Below are 25847 nucleotides of genomic sequence, written 5' to 3'. Positions count from 1 at the left end.
GCGACCCGCCGGCCGGCCGCCGGCACTGGCCCCTACTGAGTCGACGCCGACGAGCTGCCCGATGGTTGGCCGCTCGGCGTCTCCGCGGGCGCGTCGCCGCTGCCCAGGGTGAGCTTCTGGATGGTGACCTCGACCTTCGGCTTGCCGTCGCCCGGCTTCTCCGAGCCCTCGGCGACACCGCTCTCGGCGATCTTGTCGACCACCTCGAGGCCCTCGGTGATGTTGCCGAGCACCGTGTACTTGGCCTCGAACGCCGGCGAGTCCTTGTAGACGATGAAGAACTGGCTGCCGTTGGTGTCCTCACCCGAGTTCGCCATCGCGATCATGCCCCGCTTGTACAGTGCCGGGGCGGCCGGCGGCGAGGCCGACGCGGACGGGTCGGTGCTCGGCGGCGTGGTGGCCGTCGGCAGGTTCTCGTCGGCGAACCGGTACCCGGGGCCGCCGCTGCCGGAGCCCGACGGGTCACCGCACTGCAGCACGAAGCCGCCGCCGTCGGTGGTGAGCCGGTGGCAGGGGGTGTTGTCGAAGTAGCCCTTGCCGGACAGGAACGAGAAGCTCGCCGCCGTGCAGGGGACCTTGGAGACGTCGATCGCCGCCTTGATCACACCCTGGTTGGTGGTGATCGTCATCGTCTCGATGCCCGTGGTCGGCAGGTCGTCGTTGGGCGGCCGGCCGACGTCCTTGACGTTCTGGCCGCCGGTGTTCTCGTTCCAGGCGCACTGGCCGCTGCCCTGGGGCGCCGGATCCTTGTCGCCCTCGAAGACGCCGCCGAACCACAGGGCTCCGAGGACGATCAGCACCAGCGCCAGACCGGCTGCCGTGCCGGCCTGGATCTGCCGCTTCCTGCGGGCTGCCGCCGCGCGTCGGGCGATCTGCCGGTCCAGCTTCGCGCGCGCGAGCGCCCGTTGGCGGTCTCTGGTGCGGGCCACGGTGCGGGTCCTCCGTAAGATGACTGCGACAACTGCCTGGCGGCGCGTGGGAAAGCGCGACACGCCGGAGCGAGTGTACGGTCCGAACCCTGGAGTCGTGTGGGCGACCTGTCTCGGTCTGGCTACAGATGTGCCTACCGATACCGTGTTAAGCGCCTCGGAAAGGTGTAGCTCCGTGTTCATCGCCGGTTTCCCGGCCGACGCCTTCGGTACTAACTGTTACGTCGTCGCCCCCGCGCCGGGGGAGGACTGCGTGGTGGTCGACCCGGGCTTCGGGGTCACCCAGCGGCTCGACGAGGTGCTCGCCGAGCACAAGGTCAACCCCGTGGCCGTTCTGCTCACGCACGGTCACCTCGATCACACGTTCTCGGTGACGCCGGTGTGCTCGAAGCGCGGGATCCCGGCCTACCTCCACCCGGGCGACGACGAGATGCTCGCCGACCCGACGAAGGGGCTGTCGGCCGACCTCACCCAGCTCTTCGGCGGCCGGTTCGAGTGGGTCGAGCCCGACGACGTGAAGCCGCTCGACGACAAGGCGACCCTGAGCATCGCCGGACTGGAGATCACCGTCGACCACGCGCCGGGCCACACGAAGGGCTCGGTGCTCTTCCGGCTGCCCGGCGAGGCCGACGTCCCGCCGATCTGCCTCAGCGGCGACGTGCTGTTCGCCGGCTCGATCGGCCGTACCGACCTGCCCGGGGGGAGCACCGAGGAGATGATGGCAAGCCTGCGCGACCGCGTCCTGCCGCTCGCCGACGAGACGCTGGTGCTGCCCGGCCACGGTCCGGAGACGACGATCGGCCAGGAACGGGCGACCAACCCGTTCCTGCGGGGGGCCCACAGCGCACCGCGGCGGGGGTGGTAGGTCATGGCCAGGCCGACAGCGCTGTCCGGGTTCCCCGAGTGGCTGCCCGGTGAGCAGTTCGTCGAGAACACGTTCGTCGAGCGGGTCCGCCGCGTATTCGAGCTCCACGGGTTCGCACCCGTCGAGACCCGCGCGGTCGAGCCGCTCGACCAGCTGCTCCGCAAGGGCGAGACCTCCAAGGAGGTCTACACGCTGCGTCGTCTGCAAGCGGCGCCCGAAGGCGACGAGAAGGAAAACCTCGGCCTGCACTTCGACCTCACCGTGCCGTTCGCCCGGTACGTGCTGGAGAACGCGGGCAGGCTGCACTTCCCGTTCCGCCGCTACCAGATCCAGAAGGTGTGGCGCGGCGAACGGCCGCAGGAGGGCCGCTACCGCGAGTTCCGCCAGGCCGACATCGACATCGTCGACCGCGACTCGCTGGCCCTGCACTACGACTACGAGGTGCCGGTCGTGGCGGCCGAGGCGCTCGCCGCCCTGCCGATCCCGCAGGTCACGGTGCACACCAGCAACCGGAAGCTGGCGCAGGGCTTCTACCAGGGGCTGGAGATCGCCGACCCGCCGGCGGTGCTGCGGGTGGTCGACAAGCTCGACAAGATCGGCCCGGAGAAGGTCGCCACGGAGCTCCGCGACACGCTCGGTCTGAGCGACGCGCAGGCCACCGCGTGCCTGTCGCTCGCCGGGATCGCCACGCCCGACCCGTCGTTCGCCGAGCGCGTGCGGGCACTCGGCGTCAAGAGCGACCTGCTCGACGAGGGCCTGCACGAGCTGACCGTCGTGATGGAGGCGGCGAACGGGCTGGTGCCGGGCCTGCTGCTCGCCGACCTCAGCATCGCCCGCGGCCTCGACTACTACACCGGCACGGTGTACGAGGCGAAGATGCGCGGCTTCGAGAAGGCCGGCGCCGTGGGTGCCGGTGGCCGGTACGACAACCTCGCCGAGAGCGGGTCCGACCGGTTCCCCGGCGTCGGGATCTCGCTGGGCATCACCCGGATCCTGGGGCTGCTGTTCGGCGCCGGCGCGCTGGCGGCGTCGCGGCAGGTGCCGGCCTGTGTCCTGGTCGCGGTCACGAGCGAGGAGACCCGGGCAGCGAGCGATTCCGTGGCCGCCGCCCTGCGCCGCCGCGGCATCGCCACCGAGGTGGCGCCGGCCGCGGCGAAGTTCGGCAAGCAGATCCGCCACGCCGACCGGCGCGGCATCCCGTTCGTCTGGTTCCCGGCCCAGGCGCCGGACGGGCCGCACGAGGTCAAGGACATCCGGTCGGGCGACCAGGCCGCGGCCGACCCGGCCACGTGGGAGCCGCCGGCTATCGACCGCGTACCAGAGATCCGGACACCGTAGAGAGGTCCTCGCCCACCGCCACGGTGAGGGCTCCGGGGCCGTTCAGGGGCATGGCGTTCTCCGGGTGCGGCAGGTTCACCGTCAGCAGGGAGCCTGCCGCCCGGGCCCGGCCCAGGACCGCCGGACCGGCCCAGCCCGGCGCCTCCGGCCCGACCGCGAGGTCGTGGGCGAGCAGCGGCCGGCCGGCGTAGCGCACGTGCAGCTCCGACCGCAGGTCGCCGGGCTGCTCGCCGTGGCGTCCGCAGACCAGCTCGTCGCGCCACATCAGGCGGGCGCCGGCCGCCAGCTCGACGCGAGCGCGGCTGACGTGCCGGCACCCGGCGGCCGCGATCAGCGGCTCGGGCAGCCAGCGCAGCGTCGCGCCGGGCCCGACCCGCACGGTGACGGTCAGCGTCGACCAGTCGCGGGTGCGGCCGGGCAGCGCGACCGTCGCGGCCACCGAGCGCACCTCCACGGCCGCGTCGCCGGTCAGCTCGATCCGCAGGTCGAGGTCGTCGCCGGCGAGGGGACCGGCGGCGCCGCCGACCAGGTGCACGACCGTGGCACCGTCGTCGGCGGTACCGGTCCGGCGCAGCAGCAGCGGCGGCTCGCCGTGGAGGGTGGTCAGCCGGGCGCCGTCGGCGACCAGGACGGCGCGTGCTTTCACACCCGGGCCGCGACGCAGGAGCGCACCCACTCCGCCACGGGGGTCGCCGCCGGGTCCTCGACCAGCGACAGGAACACCGTCGGCGCGTCGCCGCGGCGGGCGCGGGCGTCGCGGTCCATCACGCCGAGGTCGGCGCCGACCAGCGGCGCCAGGTCGGTCTTGTTGATCACGAGGAGGTCGGCCGAGGTGACGCCCGGCCCGCCCTTACGGGGCACCTTGTCGCCACCGGCGACGTCGACGACGAAGATCTGCCGGTCGACCAGCCCCCGGCTGAACGTGGCGGTGAGGTTGTCGCCGCCGCTCTCGACCAGCACGAGGTCGAGCCCGCCGAGGCTGTGCTCGAGGTCCTCGACCGCGTCGAGGTTGGCGGCGATGTCGTCGCGGATCGCCGTGTGCGGGCAGCACCCGGTCTCCACCGCACGCACCCGTTCCGCGGGCAGCACGCCGTTGCGGAGCAGGAAGTCGGCGTCCTCGGTCGTGTAGATGTCGTTGGTGACCACGGCGAGGTTCAGCTCGCCGGCGAGCACCCGGCACAGCGCCGCGACCAGGGCGGTCTTGCCCGAGCCGACCGGGCCGCCGATCCCGATGCGCACCGCGCGGGCGTGGCTGTGGCCGAGCGCCCCGTGCGGATCGCCGCCGTGGTCGTTGTGTGGTGACATGTCGTTATCCCCTCAGGAGGCGAAGAGTCGCACTTCCCACGTGGCGTGGCGCTCCGCCCCCAGGTCGAGCAGTGGTGCGGTCGCGGCGGGCAGGTGTCCGTCGAGCGCGCGGTCCGCGGCGCGCGCGGCGGTCGCGTCGCAGTCGGCGGCGAGACCGGCCAGAACCGCCTGGACCGCGTACGGGTCCAGGCCGAGCAGCCGCACGGCCGCGCTGGCCGGCCCGGTGACCGCGCCGTACGCCGCGACCAGCGCCGCGTCGCCGGGCGACAGGCCGGCCCCGTGCGCGACGATCCCCAGTGCCACCGGGTGGTGGGCGTCGCGCACGGGCGGCAGCGTCCACATCGCGCGGCCGGCCCGCAGGAGGGCGCGGCCCTGGGAGCGGGAGGCCTTCCGCAGCGCCGGCGAGGGCGTCCGCGCGTCGAGTTCGGCGTCGAGCGTCGCGAGATCGGGCGACGGGCGGCACGACGCGGCGGCGAAGGCGGCGGCGACCAGCCCGGCGGTGGCCAGGCGGCCGTGGAGGAACAGGGCGAGGTCGGCCACCGTCGTCACCCGGCCCGCCTCGACCGCCTCCTCCAGCCCGCCCGAGTGGGCGTGGCCGCCCGCGGGCAGCCGGGAGTCGGCGAGCAGGAGGAGGGCCGCGACGGTCATGGTCAGAACAGGAAGTAGCGCTGGGCCATGGGCAGCTCGTCGACCGGTTCCGGCTCCACCACCTCGCCGTCGACGGTCACGGTGAACGTGTCCGGGGCGACCTCGATGCGCGGGAGCGCGTCGTTGAGCGGCAGGTCGGCCTTGCCCCGCCGGCGCACGTCGGCGACCGGCACCAGCCGGCGGCGCACGTCGAGACGGTCCTCGAGGCCGTCGTCCATCGCGGCCGGCGACACGAACAGCAGCGACGTGGCCGGCGCGGCCTGGCCGTAGGCACCGAACATCGGGCGGGGGAGCACCGGCTGCGGCGTCGGGATCGAGGCGTTGGCGTCGCCCATCTGCGCCCACGCGATCGCGCCGCCCTTGATCACCGCGTGCGGGCGGACGCCGAAGAACGCGGGGTCCCACAGCACCAGGTCGGCCAGCTTGCCCGGCTCGACCGAGCCGACCTCCCGCTCCAGGCCGTGCGCGACGGCCGGGCAGATCGTGTACTTCGCGACGTAGCGGCGGGCACGCAGGTTGTCGGCCGGCCCGTCGCCCGGCAGCGACCCCCGCCTGGCCTTCATGACGTGCGCGGTCTGCCACGTGCGCAGGACGACCTCGCCGACCCGGCCCATCGCCTGCGAGTCGGAGCCGATCATCGAGATCGCGCCCAGGTCGTGGAGGAGGTCCTCGGCGGCCATCGTCGACGGGCGGATGCGGCTCTCCGCGAACGCGAGGTCCTCCGGCACCGTCGGGTTCAGGTGGTGGCAGACCATCAGCATGTCGAGGTGCTCGTCGAGCGTGTTGCGGGTGTACGGGCGGGTCGGGTTCGTCGAGCTCGGCAGCACGTTCGGGTGCGCGGCCACCGTGATGATGTCGGGCGCGTGGCCGCCGCCGGCGCCCTCGGTGTGGTAAGCGTGGATGCCGCGACCGGCGATCGCGCGCAGCGTCTCCTCGACGAACCCGGCCTCGTTCAGGGTGTCGGTGTGGATCGCCGCCTGCACGCCCGACGCGTCGCAGACCCGCAGGCAGGCGTCGATCGCCGCGGGCGTGGTGCCCCAGTCCTCGTGCAGCTTGAAGCCGCCGGCGCCGCCGCGCAGCTGCTCCCACATCGACTCCTCCGACACGGTGTTGCCCTTGCCGAGCAGCAGCACGTTGACCGGGAACGGGTCGAGCGCCTCGAACATGCGGGCCAGGTGCCACGCGCCCGGCGTGACCGTGGTGGCCTTGGTGCCCTCGGCCGGGCCCGTGCCACCACCGATGATCGTGGTGATGCCCGCGGCCAGCGCCGTGTCGAGGATGGTCGGGCTGATCAGGTGGACGTGCGAGTCGATCGCGCCGGCCGTGAGGATGCGCCCGTTGCCGGCGATGATCTCCGTGCCGGGACCGATGACCAGATCGGGATGGACGCCGTCCATCGTGTCGGGGTTGCCGGCCCTGCCCAGGGCCACGATGCGCCCGTCGCGGATGCCGACGTCGGCCTTGACCACACCCCAGTGGTCGAGCACCACGGCGCCGGTGATCACGGTGTCGGGCGCGCCGGCCGCGCGGGTGGCGGTGGACTGGCCCATCGACTCGCGGATCACCTTGCCGCCGCCGAACACCGCCTCGTCGCCGCCGGCGCAGTGGTCGAGCTCGACCTCGATGAGCAGGTTCGTGTCGGCCAGGCGGATCCGGTCACCCGTGGTCGGTCCGTACAAGGACGTGTACCTGGCGCGAGAGAGTCGACCCACGTGCGTCACCTCTTGATCGAAAGCCCGGGCACGACGCGCCTGCCGCCGAGCGCGACCAGGGTGACCTCGCGCGGAATCCCCGGCTCGAAGCGCACCGACGTGCCGGCCGGAACCGCCAGGCGGTGGCCGGCCGCGGCGGCGCGGTCGAACTCGAGGGCGGCGTTGGCCTCGGCGAAGTGGAAGTGCGAGCCGACCTGGATGGGGCGGTCGCCGGTGTTGACCACCCGCAGGGCGACCGTCGACCGGCCGGCGTTGATCTCAATGTCGCCGTCGCCGAAGAGGATCTCGCCCGGCGTCACGGGATCGGCCCGTGGACGGTGACGAGCTTGGTGCCGTCGGGGAACGTGGCCTCCACCTGGACCTCCGCGAGCATCTCCGGCACACCGTCGAGCACGTCCTCGCGGGTGAGGACGGTGCGGCCGGCGGACATCAGGTCGGCGACGGTGCGGCCGTCGCGGGCGCCCTCCAGCAGGAACGCGGTGACCACCGCGACCGCCTCCGGGTAGTTCAGCCGCAGCCCCCGACCGCGGCGTTTCCAGGCGAGCTCGGCGGCGACGTGGATCATCAGCCGCTCCTGCTCGTGCTGGGTGAGGAACATGCGGGCACCTCCTCGCGGGGGTCTGGATCGTCGCAGGGAGAAGTTTCGGACGCGTTACGACCCGCCGCCGGCAATTTGGCGGAATTGTGCGGCTGACCGGATAGCCGGAAACGGCGGGTACCCGACCGATCGATTGTCACGGCGGTAGTCGTTAGTGTGTCGTCTTCGAAAGTTGCCGGGGATCGACGGAACGGGATGACGCATGGGGCGGCACCGGCTCAGGCGCGTGATGGCGGCACCGCTGGTCGCCACCGTCGCCGCGATCGCGGTCATCGCCGCCGTCACCGCGGCCGCAGCCCTCTACGCGCGCCACGGCACCCCCGTCGACACCGCGACCAGCCGGTGCACGGCGACCGTCCGCGTGGTCACCGCCGCCTCGTTCGCACCGGTGATCGAGTACCTCAAGCCCGCCCTCGAAGCCGGCGACGACTGCCTCTCGGTCACCGTCGACGTCGTCGACGGGCGGGCCGCACCCGCCCGCGCCGCCCAGCTCGGCGCCGACCTGTGGATCCCCGACGACGCCTCCTGGACCGCCGCCGCCGGCCGGCTCAAGCTCGCCGCCAAGGGCACCCTCGGCTCCGGCACCGTCCTCGCCACCAGCCCGATCTACATGGCCGCCGACCGGGCCACCGCCGCCCGCGTGCAGCAGGCCGGCGGGTCCTGGCTGGCGCTGGCCACGCTCGCCGGCGACCCGGCCGGCGTCACGCTCGCCGTCCGCGACCCCGCCGGGTCAGGCGAGGGCATGGTCGGCGCCGGCGCGGTCGGCGAGGGCGTGTGGGTGGCGCAGGGCATGGACGCGTCGTCGCTCGCCCTCAGCCGCGCCCTGCCCCAGGTGCGCACCGTCGCCGGCGCCGGACCTGCCCTGCCCCGGCAGCCCGGCGAGGTCGGCCTCGTCGCCGAGTACGCGCTCCTCGCCGACCCGCCGACCGGCCTCACCTACCTGCCCGGCACCGACCGCAGCGCGGTGCTGCGGTACACCTTCCTGCCCACCGAAGCGGCCCTCGACAACGCCGCCGCGGTGACCCGGCTGCTCGACGCCCTGCGCGGCAACCGGTCCGACGAGGCGCTCGGGGCCGCCAGGCTGCGCCGGGCCGACACGCTGCCGGTGGCCGGCGCGGCGGTCAGCCCGCTGCCCACGCTCGCGGCGAAGCCGTTCGACGTGCTCGGCGCGCACCACGTCGACCACGTCTTCGCCACCTGGTACCCGGCCGACCGGCGCACCAGCCTGCTCATGGTCGTCGACGTGTCCGGCTCGATGGCGAACCCCACGCCCGGCACCGGCACCCCGGTGATCGACCTGGTGCGCCAGGGCGGCCGGTCGCTGGGCACGCTGCTGCCCGACGAGGCCCGCGCCGGACTGTGGGTCTTCGGCGAGGGCCACCGGGAACTGCTGGCACCGGCGCCGCTCACCGAACAGCACCGGGCGGCGTGGGCGTCGGCGATCGGCGGGCTCACCGTCCAGAAGACCGGGACCAACCTGTTCGACACGATCCTCGCCGCCTACACCGCCGCCCGCGACGCGTACGTCCCCGGCATGCCGAACCAGGTGTTCGTGTTCACCGACGGCCGCAACGAGGGCGGCGCCGTGCCGGCCACCGCGGCGTCCGCCCTCGCCGCGGCGATGGACCCGAAGCGCCCGGTGCAGCTCAGCATCGTCGCGTACGGCGGTGTGAAGGAGGAGGCGGCGCTGGAGGCGGTCGTGAAACCGGTGGACGGGTACGTCGACACGCCGGAGACCATCGACGAGGTGGGCGCGGTGTTCATCCACGTGGCGGCCGGAGGGTTGCACGAGCACGAGGCCTGACAGAATGTCCCACGGTCCGTACCCGTTCGACAGGAGCTCACACCGTGATCCGTAGCCACGACGCCGGTACGCTGCGCGCGTCGCACGCCGGTACCACCGTCACGCTCGCCGGCTGGGTGGCCCGCCGCCGTGACCACGGCGGGGTCATCTTCGTGGATCTCCGGGACGCGTCCGGGATCGTGCAGGTCGTGTTCCGCGAAGACGATGCCCACGCGCTGCGGAACGAGTTCTGCGTCAAGGTGGTCGGCGAGGTCACCGCGCGGCCCGCCGGCAACGAGAACCCCGAGCTGCCGACCGGTGAGGTCGAGGTCGTGGCTTCCGAGCTGACGGTTCTGTCCGAGGCGGCGCCGCTGCCCATCCCCGTCGACGACAACGTCGACGCCGGCGACGACATCCGCCTGCGCTACCGGTACCTCGACCTGCGCCGCTCCGGACCGTCGAACGCCATCCGGCTGCGGTCGCGGGCCAACCAGATCGCCCGCGAGGTGCTGCACGCGCGGAACTTCCTGGAGATCGAGACCCCGACGCTCACCCGGTCGACCCCCGAGGGCGCCCGCGACTTCCTGGTGCCGGTGCGGCTGCAGCCGGGCACCTGGTACGCGCTCCCGCAGTCGCCGCAGCTGTTCAAGCAGCTGCTCATGGTCGCCGGGATGGAGCGGTACTACCAGATCGCCCGCTGCTACCGCGACGAGGACTTCCGCGCCGACCGGCAGCCCGAGTTCACCCAGCTCGACATCGAGATGTCGTTCGTGACCCAGGACGACGTCATCTCCCTCGGCGAAGAGCTCGTCAAGGCGCTCTGGAGCGAACTGGCCGGGTTCGAGATCACCACCCCGATCCCGCGGCTGACCTGGCACGACGCGATGGCCCGCTACGGGTCCGACAAGCCCGACCTGCGGTACGGCGTCGAACTGACGGACCTGTCCGACTACTTCCGGGGGACCGAGTTCCGCGTCTTCGCCTCCGCCAGCTACATCGGCGCCGTGGTGATGCCCGGCGGCGCGTCGCAGACCCGGCGCGAGCTCGACGGCTGGCAGGACTGGGCCAAGGCCCGCGGCGCGCGCGGCCTCGCGTACGTGGTGCTCGACGCCGAGACCGGCGAGGCCCGCGGGCCGGTAGCGAAGAACCTGAGCGCCGAGCACCTCGGCGGCCTCGCCGACGCCGTCGGCGCCAAGCCCGGCGACGCCGTGTTCTTCGCCGCCTCGGGGAACAGGCGCGAGGCGCAGGAGCTGCTCGGCGCCGCCCGCGTCGAGATCGCCAACCGGGCCGGGCTGGTCGACAAGGACGCGTGGGCGTTCTGCTGGGTCGTCGACGCACCGATGTTCGAGCCGACCGACGACGGCTGGACCGCCGTGCACCACCCGTTCACCTCGCCGACCGACGAGTGGATGGACACCTTCGAGACCGCACCCGGCGACGCCCTCGCCTACGCCTACGACATCGTCTGCAACGGCAACGAGATCGGCGGCGGCTCGGTGCGTATCCACCGCGGCGACGTGCAGCGGCGGGTGTTCGACCTGCTCGGCATCACGCCCGACGAGGCCGAGGAGAAGTTCGGCTTCCTGCTGGAGGCGTTCAAGTTCGGCCCGCCGCCGCACGGCGGCATCGCGTTCGGCTGGGACCGGGTCACGATGCTGCTCAGCGGCAACGAGTCGATCCGCGAGGTCATCGCGTTCCCGAAGACCCGCGGCGGCTTCGACCCGCTCACCCAGGCACCCACGCCGATCACCGCGCAGCAACGGCTGGAGGCCGGCGTCGACGCGAAGCCCAAGGCAGCTCCCGCGGGCACCGCCGGTGCGGCGGCGCCCGTCGCGCCGGCCTGATGCTGCTGGTCATCGGAGCCGGCGGCTATCTCGGTGCCGCCGTGCGGCGGGCCGCCGGCGACCGGCCGGTCGTGGGCGCGTCCCGCCGGACGGGGCTCGACATCACCGACCGCGCCGCCGTCCTGGCGTTCATGCGCGAGGTGCGACCCGCCGCGGTGATCAACGCGGCCGCGGCGCTGGGCAACGCGGGCGGGGCGCCGGCCGACAGCTGGCCGGTCAACGTCCGGGGCGCGGGGAACGTCGCGCTCGCGGCGGCGTCCGTCGGCGCGCGGCTGGTGCACGTCAGCTCCGACGCGCTGCACGGCGGGCGTCCCGCGCCGTACACCGAGGCCGACGACCCGTCGCCGGTGTTCCCGTACGGCGCGGCGAAGGCGGCGGGCGAGGCGGCCGTGTCCCACGCGTGCGGTTCCGCCGTGCTGGTCCGCACGTCGCTGCTGGTCTCCGACGGGGTCGCGCCGTTGTCGCGGCACGAGGAGACCGCCCTCGCCATGATCCGGGGGGCCGCTCCCGGCGCCCTGTTCACCGACGAGATCCGCTGCCCCGTGCCGGTCGGCGGCCTGGCGGCCGCCCTGGTGGCGCTCGCCTCCAGCGACCTCACCGGGGTGGTGAACGTCGCCGGCATGGAGGCGATGAGCCGCCACGACCTCGGGGTGCGGGTGGCCCTGGCACACGGGCTGGACCCGTCGCGGGTCCCGGCGGCGGCGCTGGCCGACAGCGGCCTGGTGCGCCCCGCCGAGATCCGTCTCGACTGCTCCCTGGTCCTGAAGCACTTCCCGGACCTGGAGCAGGCTCTCACCCTTTAGGACCAGGCACCCGCCGCGGCCGCTTCGCGGACGACGTCGCGGAAGTCGCGGCCGGGGCGGCCCAGGACGCGTTCGAGATCCGGGGTGACGGCCGAGTTGCGCCCGTCGAGGACCTTCGCGAACAGGGCCGCGACCGACGGGGCCGCCTCCGGGCCGACGAACTCGACGGCCGCCGCGGCGTACTCGTCGACCGACACCGGCTGGTAGCGGACCTCCCGACCGGACGCCGCCGAGATCTCCGCCGTCGCCTCGGCGAACGTGATCGCCCGCGGACCGGACAGCTCGTACAGCCGTCCCGAATGGTCGTCCGACGTGAGGGCGGCGACCGCGACCTCGGCGATGTCGGCGACGTCGATGAACGGCTCCGGCACGTCGGGGCTCGGCAGCGCCACCACGCCCTCCATCACGCCGGGGTGCAGGAACGACTCGCTGAAGTTCTGCGCGAACCAGTTGCAGCGCAGGATGGTCCAGTCGGCGCCGCTGGTGCGCACCGACTCCTCCGACGGCCACGTCTCCTCCTCGCCGCGGCCGGAGAGCAGCACGATGCGCCGGGTGCCGGCGGCGACCGCGAGCTTGGCGAACGCCCCGATCTGCTCCGCGGCGCCGGGGAACGCCAGGTCGGGCTGGTAGGTGAGGTAGACCGCGGTCACGTCGCGGACCGCGGGCTCCCAGGTGGTGAGGTCCTCCCAGTCGAACGGCGGGCTGCCCGCCCGGGAGCCGATGCGCACCGCCGCGCCACGGTCGGCCAGCTTCTGTGCCACGCGGCGGCCGGTCTTGCCGGTTCCGCCGATCACAAGTGTCGTCATGCGGAGAAGTCTTCAAGCTCCGGTGCTGCCGGAACATGGTTGAGAGCCGCGCCGACATGCGCGATCGTCTACAGCCATGGACGCCCTCGCTTCGCTGCTCGACGGCCCCCGCGCCCGCAACGCGTTCCTGATCCGGGCGCTGCTCGACCCGCCGTGGTGCCTGCGCGTGCAGAGCCGGTCGCCGCTGTGCGTGGTGGCGATGGTGCGAGGCGACGCCTGGGTGCGCCACGACGGCGGCGAGCCCGTGCACCTCGACCCCGGCGACATCATGGTGACCTGCGGCCCCGACCCGTACACGGTCGCCGACGACCTCGCCACCCCGCCGCACGTGATCATCCACCCGGGGGAGAAGTGCATGACCCCCGACGGGCGCAGCCTCACCGAGGAGCTGACGCTCGGCGTGCGCTCCTGGGGCACCAACCCCGACGGAAAGGTGCTGATGCTGGTCGGCAGCTACCAGATGCAGGGCGAGGTCAGCCGGCGCCTGCTCACCGTGCTGCCGAGGCTGCTCACCGTGCCCGCCGGCACCCTCGACACGCCGCTGGTGCCGCTGCTCAACGCCGAACTGGTCAAGAACGAGCCGGGCCAGGAGGCGGTGCTCGACCGGCTGCTCGACCTGCTGCTCATCGCGGTGCTGCGGGCCTGGCTCGCGCGTCCCGACGCCGGCTCGCCCGGCTGGTACACCGCCCACACCGACCCGGTCGTCGGTCCGGCGCTGCGCATGATCCACAACAACCCGGCCCACCCGTGGACGGTCGCCTCGCTGGCCGCCGGCTCGGGCGTCTCGCGGGCCGCGCTGGCCCGCCGCTTCACCGACCTGGTCGGCGAGCCGCCGATGAAGTTCCTCACCGGCTGGCGGCTGGCCCTGGCCGCCGACCTGCTCCGCGAACCCGACGCGACGCTCGGTTCGGTGGCGCGCAAGGTGGGGTACGGCAGCGCGTTCGCGCTGAGCGCCGCGTTCAAGCGCGAGCACGGCGTGAGCCCGCAGCGCCACCGCGAGGGCGTGGAGCTGCCGGTGCTCGTCTGATTTGTGAGGGGTGGGAGGTCAGGAACATCATCCGGCCCCGATGATGTTGATAACCTCCCACCCGTCTCGTGGGCGGCGTGTCGTGGCGGCGTCTCTTGGGCGCATGCGGTGCGCCGGGCGCGTCAGGGCGCCGGTCGCACCGTCGTGCGGGCGAGCGGGTTGCCGTAGCCGAGCCGCTCGTAGAGGCGGCGCGGCCCCGACGCGTCGGACATCACGCTCAGCGAGCAGTTCCCGAACTCGGCGTGCAGCAGCCGGGTGAGGGCGGCGGTCACCGCCGTTCCCAGCGAGCGCCGCCGGTGGTCCGGGTGGACGGCGACCCCCGCGATGTGACCCGCACCGCCGCGCGACCGGTCCGCCGCGCACGCGACCAGCTCTCCGCCGGCCTTTCCGCCGGCCCGGACGCCGTACCAGCGGCGTACCCGGGGGTCGCCGGGCCGGCTGACGCTGGCCGGGAACGCGAGGTCGAGGAGCGCGTCGACCTCGGCGTCGGCGTCCAGCGGCCCGACCGCCGCCTCGCCCGGCACGGGTGGCGGTGCCGTCCAGGTGGTCAGCTGGTCCCAGTCGTCGTGGAGGTCCGACCGCAGCGGCGCCGCCTGCTCCGGCGTCAGGTGGGGCAGGTGCGCCCAGCGGGCCCCGCCGCCCATCGCCAGCGTGAACTCCACCGCCGCCGGTCCGTCGCCGAGGGCCCACACCATGGGACGCGCGGGGTCGCGGTCGATCCAGGCCAGCAGGCCGTCGGTCCGGTAGCCGGTGACGTCGCCGGTCGTGGTGAGCATCACGTACGGGTGGTTCCCGCTCGCCTCCAGGAGGGCGCTTCGCCCGCCGAGCACCTCGTAGCCCACGACATACGAGTTCACCACAACGGCAGCGGCGGGTTCCGAGCGGCTAGGGTCGGTCCTCGTGGATGACGGGCTGTTCGACCTCCCGGGTGCCACCGCCGCCCCCGCGGACGGTTTCACGGCACCCGACGACGACTCACCGCTCGCGGTGCGGATGCGCCCCGCCTCCATCGACGAGCTGGTGGGGCAGGGTCACCTGCTCGCTCCCGGTGCGCCGTTGCGCCAGCTGGTCACCGGGACCAGCCCGATGTCGGTCATCCTGTGGGGCCCGCCGGGCTCGGGGAAGACGACGATCGCGCACCTGGTCGCGCAGGCCGGCGGCCGCACGTTCGTCGCGATGTCGGCGCTGAACGCGGGCGTCAAGGACGTGCGCGCCGTGATCGACACCGCGCGTAGGCGCCGCCGCTCGGGTGGCGACCCGACCGTCCTGTTCATCGACGAGGTGCACCGCTTCAGCAAGACCCAGCAGGACTCGCTGCTCGCCGCCGTCGAGGACCGGACCATCACGCTGCTCGCCGCCACGACGGAGAACCCGTACTTCTCGGTCATCTCGCCCCTGCTGTCGCGGTGTGTGCTGCTCACCCTGCGTCCCCTCGACGAGGGCGCGGTGCGCGGCCTGGTGCGCCGCGCGCTGGCCGACGAGCGCGGCCTCGCGGGCGCCGTGACCCTGGCCACCGACGCCGAGGACCACCTCGTGCGGCTCGCCGGCGGCGACGTCCGCAAGGCCCTGACCGCGCTCGAGGCCGCGGCGGCGTCGGCGCTCGCCGCCGGTCGCGCCGAGATCGATCTGGGGACCGCGGAGCAGGCGGTCGACGTGGCCGCGCTGCGCTACGACCGGGCCGGCGACGCCCATTACGACGTGGTGAGCGCGTTCATCAAGAGCATGCGCGGCTCCGACCCCGACGCCGCGCTGCACTACCTGGCGCGGATGCTGGCCGCCGGCGAGGACGCGCGGTTCGTGGCCAGACGCATGATCATCTTCGCGAGCGAGGACGTCGGCATGGCCGACCCGATGGCTCTCCTGGTGGCGAACGCCGCCGCCCACGCCGTGGAGTACGTCGGACTCCCGGAGGCCCAGCTCAACCTGGCCCACGCCGTGGTGCACCTGGCCACCGCGCCGAAGTCGAACCGCGTGACGGTCGCCATAGGCGCGGCGCTGTCCGACGTGCGCGCCGGCCGGGGCGGTGCCGTCCCCCCGCACCTGCGCGACGCCCACTACTCCGGCGCGAAGGGCCTCGGTCACGGCGCCGGCTACCGTTACCCGCACGACGACCCGCGCGGCGTCGTCACCCAGCGGTACGCCCCCGACGGCCTGACCGACGCCGAGTACTACCAACCGAGCGACCACGGTGCCGAGCGTTCGGTGGCTGACCGACTGCCGAAGTTGCGGCGTATCGTGCGTGGCGGCGCGGGTTCCGGCGCTCCCGGAGCCGGCGCCGGAGCCACGGGCGTGAGATCGGGAGCCGCGGGCCGCACGTCCGGCGCTGGAGAGGAGACGGTGTGACACCGCGTGACCCCGGCTGGGACGACGAGACGCCGACCCGAGGTGGCCGCCGCCGCGCTGAGGACCGCCAGGACGACCAGCCCACCCGTTCCACCGGCGGCCGCCGACGCGCGGACGAGCGCACGGGCGAGGTTCCGTCGGTCCCCCGTCACCGGTCGGGGGAGTACCCCGCTGTGCCCCGCCACCAGTCCGGCGAGTACCCGTCGGTGCCACGCCACCAGTCGGGCGAGTACCCCCCGGTGCCCCAGGACCGGACCGGTGGCTTCCCGGCCCCTGATCGCACCGGTGGCTTCCCGACGGTGCCGCAGGACCGGACGGGTGGCTTCCCGCCGGTGCCGCGCCACCAGTCGGGCGAGTACCCGGCCGTGCCCCGCGAGCACACGGGCGGCTGGCCGGCCGCCGGCGCGGACCGCCGCGGTCCCGATCCGACCCAGCCCCACGGCCGCGCCGTTCCGGGCCCCCGGCAACACCCCGGCGACACCGGCGAGAACCGCCGCGTCCCCGTCCCTCCCGCCGAGGCGGCCACCGAACACATCCCGGTCGTCAACGACGAGTCCCGGGCCGGACGCCGCAGCGCCACCCGCGGCCACCGCCCACCCACCCCCGCCGGCCGCGCGACCCCGCCCCCCGCCGGCCGCGCACAGGCACCCCTGGCGCACGGCCCCGGCCCCGCGCCGCAGTCGCCGGCCCGGATACCGGGTGGTGCCGCGACCGTCGGCCGCCTACCCGGTGACCCCGTGCCGAACGCCCACCCACCGGCGCAGCCCCCCGCGGGACGCATCCCGGGTGGGCCGGTACCCCCGGCCGGACCTCCCGTCGGCCGTATCCCGGGCGCGGTCCCACCGGGTCAGGGCCCGCACGGTCAGGGCCCGCACGGTCAGGGCCCGCACGGTCAGCCGGGGCACGCGGCGGCCGGCCGTATTCCGGGCGCCGTGCCGCCGGGACACGGCCCCGGCCCCGGTTCCGGTCCCGGGCGCCCGGGACCGGTCGGGCCGGGTCCGGTCGGGTCCGAGCAGACGGGGCCGATCAGGGCCGCGCACGCTGTCGCGCCGCCACATCCCGGACGTGCCGCCCCCGGCGGCCCGGCCGGTGTCGCCGGTGGACACGGTGCGCCCGGTGGATACGGTGCGCCGGGGATTGCCGGTGGTCCTGGCGTGGCGGGAGTAGCCGGAGTCGCGGGCGTCGCCGGAGCGGCACGCGTGTCCGCGCCGCCCGCCCCGTCCGTACGTCCGCCAGCCCAGCCAGCACCGCCCACGCCCTCAGGGCCGCCCGCACCCTCCGCGCGCGCGTCCGCACCATCGGCGCCGCCCGCACCGCCCGCACCGCCCGCGCCTCCCGCACCGCCAGCGTCGCCCACGACGTCAGTGCCGTCCGCGCGCGTGTCCGTCCCGCCGGCACCCCCCGCTCGGCCGTCCGGGGCTCCGGCTCGTCCACCGGTGCCGCGGCCCTCGCCGCCCGGTGAAGGGCTGCCGCCCGGCCCGCGCCCGTCGCCCGCCGACGACCGGCGTCGCCCGACCGACGAGCCCGCCGGCCCACGCATCGGCCCGGCGCCGGACGAGACCGGCGGCCGGAGCCGCCGCACCCGTGCCGACCGCCGCCGAGCGTCAGAGGCCGCGCAAGAGGCGGCCCAAGGTGCGGCGTCAGGAACAGCAGAAGGAACGGCGACAGCCCCCACAGCCCCGATCGACGACGTCGAACCGCCCTCCGCCGGGCTGGCCGAGGCGCTCGGCTCGATCGCCGGCCCCGCCGCCACCCCGCGGTCCGACGCGCCGGCGGAGGCCGCCCCCGAGCCGGAGGAGCTCCCCGACCTCGACGATGAGCCGATGGCCGCGGAGCCGGGTATCACCGTCGACCCGTTGTTCTCCGGGACGCGGGAGATCCGCACCAACCGGCGGGCGGCGCTGCGGCGCGAGCTGGACGAGGTGCGTCGGGTCCGTACCGCGACGGTCATCCTGCTGGTGCTGGCCATCCTCGGTGCGCCGCTGACGTTCTACGCGATCCGGGAAGCGGCCAGCGACCCGGTGCTCGGCCACCTGGGCGCGCTCGAGGTGCCCGGCTGGGCGGCCCGCGACCCGCAGGACGAGGTGACCGGCAGCCGCTGGTGCATCGGCCAGTGCCGCCTGCGTCAGCGGATCCTGCGGTCGGAGCGCGCGCCCGACGAGACCAGCGCCGTCTACACGACCGCGCTGCGCAAGGCGGGCTGGGTGCCGTGGAAGATCGCGGGCTGCCCGGCCGAGGGGCAGCAGGGCGTCGAGAGCTGCTGGCAGCGTGACGAGTACGTGCTGGACCTCTGGGTGTACCAGCCCGAGTGCGAGGTGCAGCTCAAGGTCCCCGATCCGAACCAGCCGGCCACGCCGCTGGCCGAGGCGGTCTGTCCGCCCACGGTGGTCACCCTCAAGATCATCAACAGGGTCTCGTTCGAGACCGAGAACGGCGCCTGACCCAAAGCGCCCAATGCCGACGACACACCCGTCCCGGAAGGCGAATGTCCACTACGGACGGTAGGGTCTCCACGTTGACCACGGGGAAACACGAGGAAAGGGGAGTGCCGTGTCACCGTTGGAGGTCGCGGGGCTCGTCGCCGCAATCGCATTCGCCGTTCTCGTGGTGGCGTTGGCCCTGCCGATCCTGAAGCTGCGGCACACCGTCGACGCGGCCACGCGGGCGCTCAGCGACGTCGCCGACCAGACCGGACCGCTCCTGACCCAGGTGAACGGCACGATCGGCAACGTCAACACCGCCCTCGGCCAGGTGCACACGTCGCTCGACGGCGTGAACCTGCAGCTGGCCCGCCTCGACGCGATCACCAACAACGTCCAGCACATCAGCACGAACGTCGCGAACCTGTCCACTGTGGTCAGTGCCGCGGCGGCGAACCCGCTGGTCAAGGTCGCCGCGCTCGGCTACGGCGTGCGCAAGGCCGCCGCGAACCGCCGCCAGGCCGACGAGGACAAGGCCGTCCGCAGCGAGCTCCGTCGTCAGCGCAAGGCCCGTCGCGCGTAAAGACCATAGGTGACGCGCGTGAACACGGCCGGCGCCGTGAAGCTTCGCCACAATCCGAGGAGATAGAAGAATGCGTCGCCTGCTCTGGCTCGGCATCGGGCTCGCCGTTGGTGCTCTCGTCTTCCGTGCGGTCACGAAGAAGGCGCAGGCCTTCACCCCGCAGGGGATCGCCGGCTCGGTCCAGCAGGGCGCTGTGGGTGTGCTGGAGTCGGTCCGTACCTTTGTGGATGACGTCCGGGACGCGATGGCCGAGCGCGAGGAAGAGATCCGCTCGGCCTTCGACGAGAACCTGACCCTGGACGAGGACCTGCATCCGGAGAAGGGCATCGACTACCGTTGACTTCATCCCGTTGTCTGGAACCGGGGGATTCCAGCGGTCACCCGCTGGGTTTCCTGCTTCGCTGGCGGTTGCCCCGCGCGGGAGTACTCCCGTTGGGGTCTTACACCGCCTCCACAGGCAGCCACCGAGAGCCCCTCGGCGAGGATGTTGCGTGCCGCGTTGACGTCGCGGCAGTGCGTGGTGCCGCACCGGCACGTCCACGTGCGCACGTTGAGCGGCAACTTCTCCACGACCGCGCCGCAGGCCGAGCACAACTTGGTCGACGGGAACCACCGGTCCACCGCGATCACCGTCCGGCCATGCCAGTCGGCCTTGTACTCCAGCAGCGTGCGGAACTGCTGCCACGCCGCGTCGGAGATGGCACGGGCGAGGCTACGGTTCTTGATCATATTGCGCACGGTCAGGTCTTCGATCACGATCGTTTGGTTGTCACGAACGAGACGAGTCGTCAACTTGTGCAGGTGATCTCGCCGCCGGTCAACGATCCGGGCATGAATCCGGGCAACCTTCAGCCGAGCCTTGGTCCGGTTGGCCGAGCCCTTCTCTTTGCGGGCGAGGCTGCGCTGGAGTCGGGCAAGCCGGATCCGGTCACGCCGCTCGTGCCGCAGGTTGATGATCTTCTCGCCGGTCGACATGGTGAGCAGGTTCTCGAGCCCCGCATCGATTCCGACCGCCGCGTTCGGCGCGACGGTCTCCTCGATCACGTCGTCGCACAGCAGCGAAACGAACCAACGGCCCGCCGCATCCTGCGAAACGGTGACCGTCGACGGGGACGCGCCCTCGGGCAGGGGCCTCGACCACACGACGGCGAGGGGTTCGGCCATCTTGGCCAGAGTCAGGGTGCCGTCGCGGTAGCGAAAACCGCTGGTCGTGTACTCGGCCGACCGGCGCGATCTCTTCCTGCTCTTGAATGTCGGATACCTCGCCCGCTTGGCGAAAAAACTGGTGAACGCGCACTGCAGGTGCCGCAGCGTCTGCTGAAGCGGAACCGACGACACCTGTTTGGGGAACGCAAGTTCCTCGGTCTTCTTCCAAGCGGTCAACATGGCGCTGGTGGCGCTGTAGTTGACATGCTCCTGCCGCAGTTTCCACGCCTCGGTACGTGCGACCACCGCCAGGTTGTAGACCTTGCGAACACACCCGAACGTCCGCGCCAACTCGGCCGCTTGAGAAGCTGTCGGGTAGAAGCGGTATCGGAATGCCCGCTTCACCCGTCGGCCCACGGCTCACAAACTACGCAACCGATCGATAACTATTGTGGTGGCGCGCCGCACGGTCGCCCCCGCTTCCTCCCCACGGCCGCAGCCGGGGGTCTCCACGGAGGAAAGACACGATGAAGACAGCGGAGATCCGCCGGCGTTTCCTGGCGCACTTCGAGGCGAACGGCCACACCGTCGTCCCGAGTGCCCCGCTGCCGGCGATCGACGATCCGAACCTGCTGTTCATCAACGCCGGCATGGTCCAGTTCGTCCCGTACTTCCTCGGCCAGCGCACGCCGCCGTTCGACCGCGCGGTGAGCGTCCAGAAGTGTCTGCGCACCCCCGACATCGACGAGGTCGGCAAGACCAGCCGCCACGGCACGTTCTTCCAGATGAACGGCAACTTCTCGTTCGGCGACTACTTCAAGGAAGGCGCGATCAAGCTCGCCTGGGAGCTGTCGACGAACCCGGTCGAGCAGGGCGGCTACGGCCTCGACGGCGACCGCATCTGGGCGACCGTCTACCTCGACGACGACGAGGCCATCGACATCTGGCACCGGGTGATCGGCCTGCCGAAGGAGCGCATCGTGCGCCGCGGCAAGGCCGACAACTTCTGGTCGATGGGTATCCCCGGGCCGTGCGGCCCGTGCTCCGAGCTGTACCTCGACCGCGGCCCCACGTACGGCCCGGGCGGTGGCCCGGAGGTCGACGAGGACCGGTACATGGAGTTCTGGAACCTCGTGTTCATGCAGAACCTCCGCGGTCCCGGATCGGGCAAGGAGGACTTCCCGATCCTCGGTGAGCTGCCGGCGAAGAACATCGACACCGGCATGGGCCTGGAGCGGGTCGCGGCGCTGCTGCAGGGCGTCGACAACATGTACGAGATCGACGAGGTCCGCCCGGTGCTCGCCCGCGCCGCGGAGATGACCGGCAGAACGTACGGCGCGAAGAGCGGCCACGCGGCCACCGAGAGCCACCCCGACGACGTCCGCCTGCGGGTGATCGCCGACCACGTCCGCACCGCGTTGATGATCATCGGTGACGGCGTGACGCCGGCCAACGACGGCCGCGGCTACGTGCTGCGCCGCATCATGCGACGGGCCATCCGCGCGATCCGGCTGCTGGGCTGGCAGGAGCCGGCACTGCCGGAGCTGCTGCCGGTCGCCCGCGACTGCATGTCGCCGTCGTACCCCGAGGTCGCCGAGGAGTTCGACCGCATCGCGTCGTACGCCTACGCCGAGGAGGAGGCGTTCCTCGCCACGCTGCGGCAGGGCACGACGATCCTCGACACCGCGATCGCCGAGACCCGCAAGGCCGGCAAGCCCGCGCTCACCGGCGACAAGGCGTTCCAGCTGCACGACACGTTCGGCTTCCCGATCGACCTCACGCTGGAGATCGCCCAGGAGGCCGGCCTGACGGTCGACACCGAGGGCTTCCGGTCGCTGATGGCCGAGCAGCGCGCCCGGGCCAAGGCCGACGCGCAGCAGCGCAAGACCGGCCACGCCGACCTGTCCGCCTACCGCACCGCGCTCGACTCCGGCGGCGCGATCGAGTTCACCGGCTACCAGGAGCTGCGCCGCGAGACCACGGTGCGCGCGGTGCTCGCGCCCACCGGCGCGAACCTGCAGGCGGCCGGTGAGGGCGAGCAGGTCGAGATCGTCCTCGACGTCACCCCGTTCTACGCCGAGGGCGGCGGCCAGCAGCCCGACACCGGAACGATCACCGTCGACGGTGGGGTGGTCGAGGTGAAGGACGTGCAGCAGCCGCTGCCCGGCCTGATCGTCCACAAGGGTGTCGTGACGCAGGGCGAGATCCGTCCGGGTCTTCCGGCGCTGGCCGAGATCGACGTGACGCGCCGGCGCGCGATCTCGCGGTCGCACACCGCCACCCACCTGGTGCACCAGACGATGCGCAACTTCCTGGGCGAGTCGGCCACGCAGGCCGGTTCGCTGAACGCGCCGGGCCGGCTGCGGTTCGACTTCAACACGCCGCAGGCGGTGCAGGGTTCGGTGCTGCGCGACGTCGAGCAGCAGGTCAACGAGGTCCTGATGGACGACCTCGAGGTGCGCTGGTTCATCACGAGCCAGGCCGAGGCGCGCAAGATCGGCGCGATGGCCCTGTTCGGCGAGAAGTACGGCGACGAGGTGCGGGTCGTCGAGGTCGGCGACTACGCCCGCGAGCTGTGCGGTGGCACGCACGCCGCCCGCAGTGGTCAACTGGGTCTGGTGAAGATCCTGCACGAGGCGTCGATCGGCTCGGGCGTGCGCCGCGTCGAGGCGCTCGTCGGCATCGACGCGTTCGACTTCCTGGCCAAGGAGCACCTGCTCGTGAGCAGGCTGGCCGAGCTGTACCGGGTGCCGCTCGACCAGGTCGGCGACCGGGTGGAGAACACGATCACCCAGCTCCGCGACGCCGAGAAGGAGTTGGAGAAGCTCAAGGCCCAGCTGGTGCTCGCCGGTACCGCCGGCCTCGCCGACCAGGCGCGTGACATCAACGGCGTCGCCTACGTGGGCGTCGAGGCCCCCGAGGGCGCCGGCGGCAACGACGTGCGCACGCTGGCCCAGGAGATCCGCGGCAAGCTGGCGAACCGTCCGGCGGTCGTCGCGGTCACCGCGAAGGCGGGTGGCAAGGCGTCGCTGGTCGTGGCCGTCAACCCGCCGGCGCGCGAGCGCGGGATCTCCGCCTCCGACCTGGTCAAGGGCGCCCTGTCCGGGCGCGGTGGCGGCAGCCCCGACCTGGCCCAGGGCGGCGGCGTGCCGGCGGCCGAGTCGACGAACCTCCTGGCCGCCGTCGAGAAGGCGGTCGCTCAGGCGTGAGCTTCTTACGCGGTGTACGCGTCGGTATCGACGTGGGCACCGTTCGCATCGGGGTGGCCAGGTGTGATCCGGACGGGATCCTGGCCACCCCGGTCTGCACCGTGCCGCGCGCCACGAAGGTCGAGCCCGACCAGGTACCCAGTGACATGTCTGAGATTTCAGGCCTGGTTAAGGAACTCGAGGCAGTCGAGGTCATCGTTGGCATTCCTGTCTCACTGTCCGGATCCGAGCAGCGCGCCGCGGCCCTGACCAGGGAATACGCGGACCGCCTAGCGACGGTCCTCGAACCGGTACCCGTCCGTTTCGTCGATGAGCGCATGTCTACAGTGGTGGCGACGCGTAGGCTGCGTGAGCGTGGCGTCCGTGGGAAGAAGCAACGGGCGGTGGTCGATCAGGCAGCCGCGGTCGAGATTCTGCAGGGCTGGCTTGATGCGCAGCGGAGGCGAACGTGAGGAATGACGACCTCGGGTTGTCCTTCGACGAGGGCGAGGGCGACGGCGAACGGGGCCGGCACCGTCGGCGTCCCCGGGCCGCGGGCGGCGGGAAGACCGCGATCGCGCTGATCGTGGTGGTGGCGATTCTCGGGTGCGGCGTCGGTGGCGTCTGGTTCGGCTTCAACAAGCTTTCGGGCCTGTTCGACGCGCCCGACTACAACTCCGGCGGCTCCGGCGAGGTCCAGGTCCAGATCTTCGAGGGCCAGTCGGCGACCGACATCGGCGCGAAGCTCGAAGAGCTCGACGTGGTGAAGAGCCAGAAGGCGTTCGTCGAGGCGGCCAAGGACAACCCGCGCAGCAAGGAGATCCAGCCGGGCGTCTACAAGCTGCGCAAGCAGATGCGCGCCGCCGACGCGGTCCTCCTGCTGCTCGACCGCGACCAGAGCCGGCAGCTGTTGAAGTTCACGGTGCCCGAGGGCAAGACGGTCATCGACACGCTGGCCATCGTGGCGAAGGCCACCAACCTGCCGCTGGCCGAGTTCCAGGAGGCGGCGAAGGACCCTAAGGCGCTGGGCGTTCCCGACTTCTGGTTCAACCGGCCCGACAAAAAGGAAGTCAAGGTCAGCATCGAGGGCTTCCTGTATCCGCAGACGTACGAGTTCAACCCCGGGGTCACGCCCAAGGAGATCCTCACCGAGATGGTGACCCACTTCCTCGACGTCGCCACCAAGCTCAAGTTCGTCGAGCGGGTGCAGGCCGAACGCAAGATCAGCCCGTTCGAGGCTCTGATCGTGGCGTCGCTGTCGCAGGCCGAGGCCGGCGTGCCGGGTGACCTGGGCAAGGTGTCGCGGGTCGCGTACAACCGGGTCTACAAGAAGAACATGCCGCTCGAGATGGACGTCACGGCGAACTACTGGCTCCAGCTCAACGGTAAGCAGCCGAAGGAGTCGGGCAAGCTCACCGCCAGCGAGCTCGACGACAAGAGCAGCCCATACAACACGAAGAGCCGGCTCGGCCTGCCGGTCGGGCCGATCAACAACCCGGGCGAGGCGGCCCTGCAGGGCGCGATGGACCCGCCGGTCGGCGAGTGGCTGTTCTTCGTCGCGATCGACAAGGCCGGCAACTCGGCGTTCGCGGTGACCAACGAGGAGCACGAGCGGAACATCCGGCAGGCCTGCGCGAACGGCATCGCGTTGTGCTGAACCGGGCCGCCGTGCTCGGTCTGCCGGTGAGCCACTCGCTGTCGCCGGTGATGCACTCCGCCGGGTACACCGCCGCCGGTCTCGACGGATGGCGCTACACCGCCGTCGACTGCGCCGAGGCGGAGCTGGCCGGGTTCGTCGAGGGCCTCGACGAGACGTGGCGGGGGCTGTCGTTGACGATGCCGCTCAAGGAGGTGGCGCTCGAGGTCGCCGACCGGGTCGACCCCCTCGCCACCGCGCTGGGCGCGGCGAACACGCTGGTCCGCGGGCCCGACGGCTGGACGGCGTACAACACCGACGCGCCCGGCATCACCGACGCCCTGACGACGGCCGGTGCCGAGCGCGCCGCGCGGATGGCCGTTCTGGGCGGCGGCGGCACGGCCCGGGCCGCGCTGGGTGCGGCCGTCGACCTCGGTGCCGAGGTCACCGTGTACGTGCGGCGGCCCGAGGCCGGCGAGGACCTGCGCCCGGTCGCGCACGCGCTCGGCGTCCCGATGACGGTCGAGACCTGGGGACGCGCCGCCGACGCGGCCGCCTACGACGTGGTGATCTCCACCGTGCCGAAGGGTGGCGCCGACGCCCTGGCGGTGGCCGCCTGGAGCGCGCCGACCGTGGTGTTCGACGTCGTCTACGACCCGTGGCCGACGCCGCTGGCCGAGGCGGCCCGGCGGGCCGGGTGCCCGATCGTCAGCGGCCTCGACCTGCTGCTGGCGCAGGGAGTCCGGCAGTTCGAGCTGTTCACCGGCACCCCAGCGCCGGTGGAGCCGATGCGCGCGGCCCTGCTCAACCGCTGAGCCGGCCCGGGGGGCCGAGCCCCCCGAACCCCCCATGAAATGCGTGACATGCCGGCCG

General features: G+C 72.8%; 25 protein-coding genes. 14 read left to right on the top strand and 11 right to left on the bottom strand.

Going from position 1 to position 25847, the window contains the following annotated elements; genetic code table 11:
- Nucleotides 1-32: 32 nt before the first annotated feature.
- Nucleotides 33-929, bottom strand: coding sequence for a peptidylprolyl isomerase (locus Voc01_RS45690; RefSeq protein ID WP_203934038.1), 897 nt, complete (start codon nt 927-929; stop codon nt 33-35).
- 175 nt (nt 930-1104) lie between these two features.
- On the opposite strand from Voc01_RS45690, the gene Voc01_RS45685 reads away from it, so the two are divergent.
- Both Voc01_RS45685 and hisS read left to right on the top strand, forming a co-directional pair.
- A complete protein-coding gene (locus tag Voc01_RS45685) occupies nt 1105-1794 on the top strand; it encodes an MBL fold metallo-hydrolase (RefSeq protein WP_203934037.1) in 690 nt (229 codons plus the stop codon).
- Nucleotides 1795-1797: 3 nt separating this feature from the next.
- The gene (gene hisS, locus Voc01_RS45680; protein WP_203934036.1) at nt 1798-3132 is read left to right on the top strand and encodes a histidine--tRNA ligase; all 1335 of its coding nucleotides are present in this window, start codon (nt 1798-1800) and stop codon (nt 3130-3132) included.
- Here hisS and Voc01_RS45675 read toward each other — a convergent pair.
- Genes Voc01_RS45675 through Voc01_RS45650 form a run of 6 tightly spaced genes read right to left on the bottom strand, consistent with a single transcriptional unit; the run spans nt 3098 to nt 7395 of the window.
- Nucleotides 3098-3778: an urease accessory protein UreD gene (locus Voc01_RS45675; protein ID WP_203934035.1), complete on the bottom strand. Its 681-nt coding sequence runs from the start codon at nt 3776-3778 to the stop codon at nt 3098-3100. The two genes, hisS and Voc01_RS45675, sit on opposite strands and share 35 nt — an antisense overlap.
- Nucleotides 3775-4437: an urease accessory protein UreG gene (gene ureG, locus Voc01_RS45670; RefSeq protein ID WP_203934034.1), complete on the bottom strand. Its 663-nt coding sequence runs from the start codon at nt 4435-4437 to the stop codon at nt 3775-3777. Before ureG ends, Voc01_RS45675 begins: the two co-directional genes overlap by 4 nt.
- A gap of 12 nt (nt 4438-4449) precedes the next feature.
- Nucleotides 4450-5085, bottom strand: coding sequence for an urease accessory protein UreF (locus Voc01_RS45665; protein ID WP_203934033.1), 636 nt, complete (start codon nt 5083-5085; stop codon nt 4450-4452).
- 2 nt (nt 5086-5087) lie between these two features.
- Nucleotides 5088-6797 (bottom strand): urease subunit alpha, encoded by a 1710-nt coding sequence (locus Voc01_RS45660; protein ID WP_203934032.1) that lies wholly within the window; start codon nt 6795-6797, stop codon nt 5088-5090.
- 5 nt (nt 6798-6802) lie between these two features.
- Nucleotides 6803-7096 (bottom strand): urease subunit beta, encoded by a 294-nt coding sequence (locus Voc01_RS45655; protein WP_203934031.1) that lies wholly within the window; start codon nt 7094-7096, stop codon nt 6803-6805.
- Nucleotides 7093-7395, bottom strand: a complete 303-nt coding sequence (locus tag Voc01_RS45650) for an urease subunit gamma (protein WP_203934030.1) — start codon at nt 7393-7395, stop codon at nt 7093-7095. The genes Voc01_RS45655 and Voc01_RS45650 overlap by 4 nt, the downstream gene beginning before the upstream one ends.
- Nucleotides 7396-7597: 202 nt before the next feature.
- Here Voc01_RS45650 and Voc01_RS45645 point away from each other — a divergent pair, with 202 nt between their 5' ends.
- From Voc01_RS45645 to Voc01_RS45635, 3 genes are read left to right on the top strand one after another with little or no spacing between them, the layout of a single operon-like run.
- Complete coding sequence (locus Voc01_RS45645) at nt 7598-9199, top strand: substrate-binding domain-containing protein (protein WP_203934029.1); 1602 nt, start codon at nt 7598-7600, stop codon at nt 9197-9199.
- A gap of 44 nt (nt 9200-9243) precedes the next feature.
- The gene (aspS, locus tag Voc01_RS45640) at nt 9244-11022 is read left to right on the top strand and encodes an aspartate--tRNA ligase (RefSeq protein ID WP_203934028.1); all 1779 of its coding nucleotides are present in this window, start codon (nt 9244-9246) and stop codon (nt 11020-11022) included.
- Nucleotides 11022-11825 carry a sugar nucleotide-binding protein gene (locus tag Voc01_RS45635; protein ID WP_239160960.1) on the top strand — a complete coding sequence of 268 codons (804 nt, stop codon included), beginning with the start codon at nt 11022-11024 and terminating at the stop codon, nt 11823-11825. The genes aspS and Voc01_RS45635 overlap by 1 nt, the downstream gene beginning before the upstream one ends.
- Here Voc01_RS45635 and Voc01_RS45630 read toward each other — a convergent pair.
- Nucleotides 11822-12631 carry an NAD(P)H-binding protein gene (locus Voc01_RS45630; protein ID WP_203934027.1) on the bottom strand — a complete coding sequence of 270 codons (810 nt, stop codon included), beginning with the start codon at nt 12629-12631 and terminating at the stop codon, nt 11822-11824. The two genes, Voc01_RS45635 and Voc01_RS45630, sit on opposite strands and share 4 nt — an antisense overlap.
- A 76-nt stretch (nt 12632-12707) precedes the next feature.
- On the opposite strand from Voc01_RS45630, the gene Voc01_RS45625 reads away from it, so the two are divergent.
- Nucleotides 12708-13658, top strand: coding sequence for an AraC family transcriptional regulator (locus Voc01_RS45625; RefSeq protein ID WP_203934026.1), 951 nt, complete (start codon nt 12708-12710; stop codon nt 13656-13658).
- A 122-nt stretch (nt 13659-13780) separates the two neighbouring features.
- On the opposite strand, the gene Voc01_RS45620 is transcribed toward Voc01_RS45625, so the two are convergent.
- The gene (locus Voc01_RS45620; RefSeq protein ID WP_203934025.1) at nt 13781-14515 is read right to left on the bottom strand and encodes a GNAT family N-acetyltransferase; all 735 of its coding nucleotides are present in this window, start codon (nt 14513-14515) and stop codon (nt 13781-13783) included.
- A 43-nt stretch (nt 14516-14558) separates the two neighbouring features.
- Between Voc01_RS45620 and Voc01_RS45615 the strand changes: the two genes are divergently transcribed.
- Nucleotides 14559-16001 (top strand): replication-associated recombination protein A, encoded by a 1443-nt coding sequence (locus tag Voc01_RS45615; RefSeq protein WP_373873952.1) that lies wholly within the window; start codon nt 14559-14561, stop codon nt 15999-16001.
- 722 nt (nt 16002-16723) lie between these two features.
- Here the strand turns inward: Voc01_RS45615 and Voc01_RS45610 are convergent.
- Complete coding sequence (locus Voc01_RS45610) at nt 16724-17107, bottom strand: hypothetical protein (protein ID WP_203934024.1); 384 nt, start codon at nt 17105-17107, stop codon at nt 16724-16726.
- 330 nt (nt 17108-17437) lie between these two features.
- Here Voc01_RS45610 and Voc01_RS45605 point away from each other — a divergent pair, with 330 nt between their 5' ends.
- From Voc01_RS45605 to Voc01_RS45595, 3 genes are all read left to right on the top strand, one after another.
- Complete coding sequence (locus tag Voc01_RS45605) at nt 17438-18442, top strand: hypothetical protein (RefSeq protein WP_203934137.1); 1005 nt, start codon at nt 17438-17440, stop codon at nt 18440-18442.
- Nucleotides 18443-18551: 109 nt separating this feature from the next.
- The gene (locus tag Voc01_RS45600; protein WP_203934023.1) at nt 18552-19004 is read left to right on the top strand and encodes a DUF948 domain-containing protein; all 453 of its coding nucleotides are present in this window, start codon (nt 18552-18554) and stop codon (nt 19002-19004) included.
- A gap of 70 nt (nt 19005-19074) precedes the next feature.
- Nucleotides 19075-19344, top strand: coding sequence for a hypothetical protein (locus Voc01_RS45595; protein WP_203934022.1), 270 nt, complete (start codon nt 19075-19077; stop codon nt 19342-19344).
- Between the two features lie 2 nt (nt 19345-19346).
- On the opposite strand, the gene Voc01_RS45590 is transcribed toward Voc01_RS45595, so the two are convergent.
- Complete coding sequence (locus Voc01_RS45590; RefSeq protein ID WP_203934021.1) at nt 19347-20567, bottom strand: RNA-guided endonuclease InsQ/TnpB family protein; 1221 nt, start codon at nt 20565-20567, stop codon at nt 19347-19349.
- A 110-nt stretch (nt 20568-20677) separates the two neighbouring features.
- Here Voc01_RS45590 and alaS point away from each other — a divergent pair, with 110 nt between their 5' ends.
- The 4 genes from alaS to Voc01_RS45570 are packed head-to-tail and all read left to right on the top strand — an operon-like array spanning nt 20678 to nt 25789.
- Complete coding sequence (alaS, locus tag Voc01_RS45585) at nt 20678-23359, top strand: alanine--tRNA ligase (RefSeq protein WP_203934020.1); 2682 nt, start codon at nt 20678-20680, stop codon at nt 23357-23359.
- A complete protein-coding gene (gene ruvX / locus Voc01_RS45580; RefSeq protein WP_203934019.1) occupies nt 23356-23811 on the top strand; it encodes a Holliday junction resolvase RuvX in 456 nt (151 codons plus the stop codon). The genes alaS and ruvX overlap by 4 nt, the downstream gene beginning before the upstream one ends.
- Nucleotides 23808-24995, top strand: coding sequence for an endolytic transglycosylase MltG (mltG, locus tag Voc01_RS45575; protein WP_203934018.1), 1188 nt, complete (start codon nt 23808-23810; stop codon nt 24993-24995). The genes ruvX and mltG overlap by 4 nt, the downstream gene beginning before the upstream one ends.
- On the top strand, nt 24989-25789 hold the full coding sequence (locus tag Voc01_RS45570; protein WP_275423821.1) for a shikimate dehydrogenase: 801 nt from the start codon (nt 24989-24991) through the stop codon (nt 25787-25789). Before mltG ends, Voc01_RS45570 begins: the two co-directional genes overlap by 7 nt.
- Nucleotides 25790-25847 lie beyond the last annotated feature (58 nt).

The organism is Virgisporangium ochraceum (assembly GCF_016863655.1).
GTDB lineage: Bacteria > Actinomycetota > Actinomycetes > Mycobacteriales > Micromonosporaceae > Virgisporangium > Virgisporangium ochraceum.
This window is presented reverse-complemented; position numbering and strand designations above follow the sequence as displayed.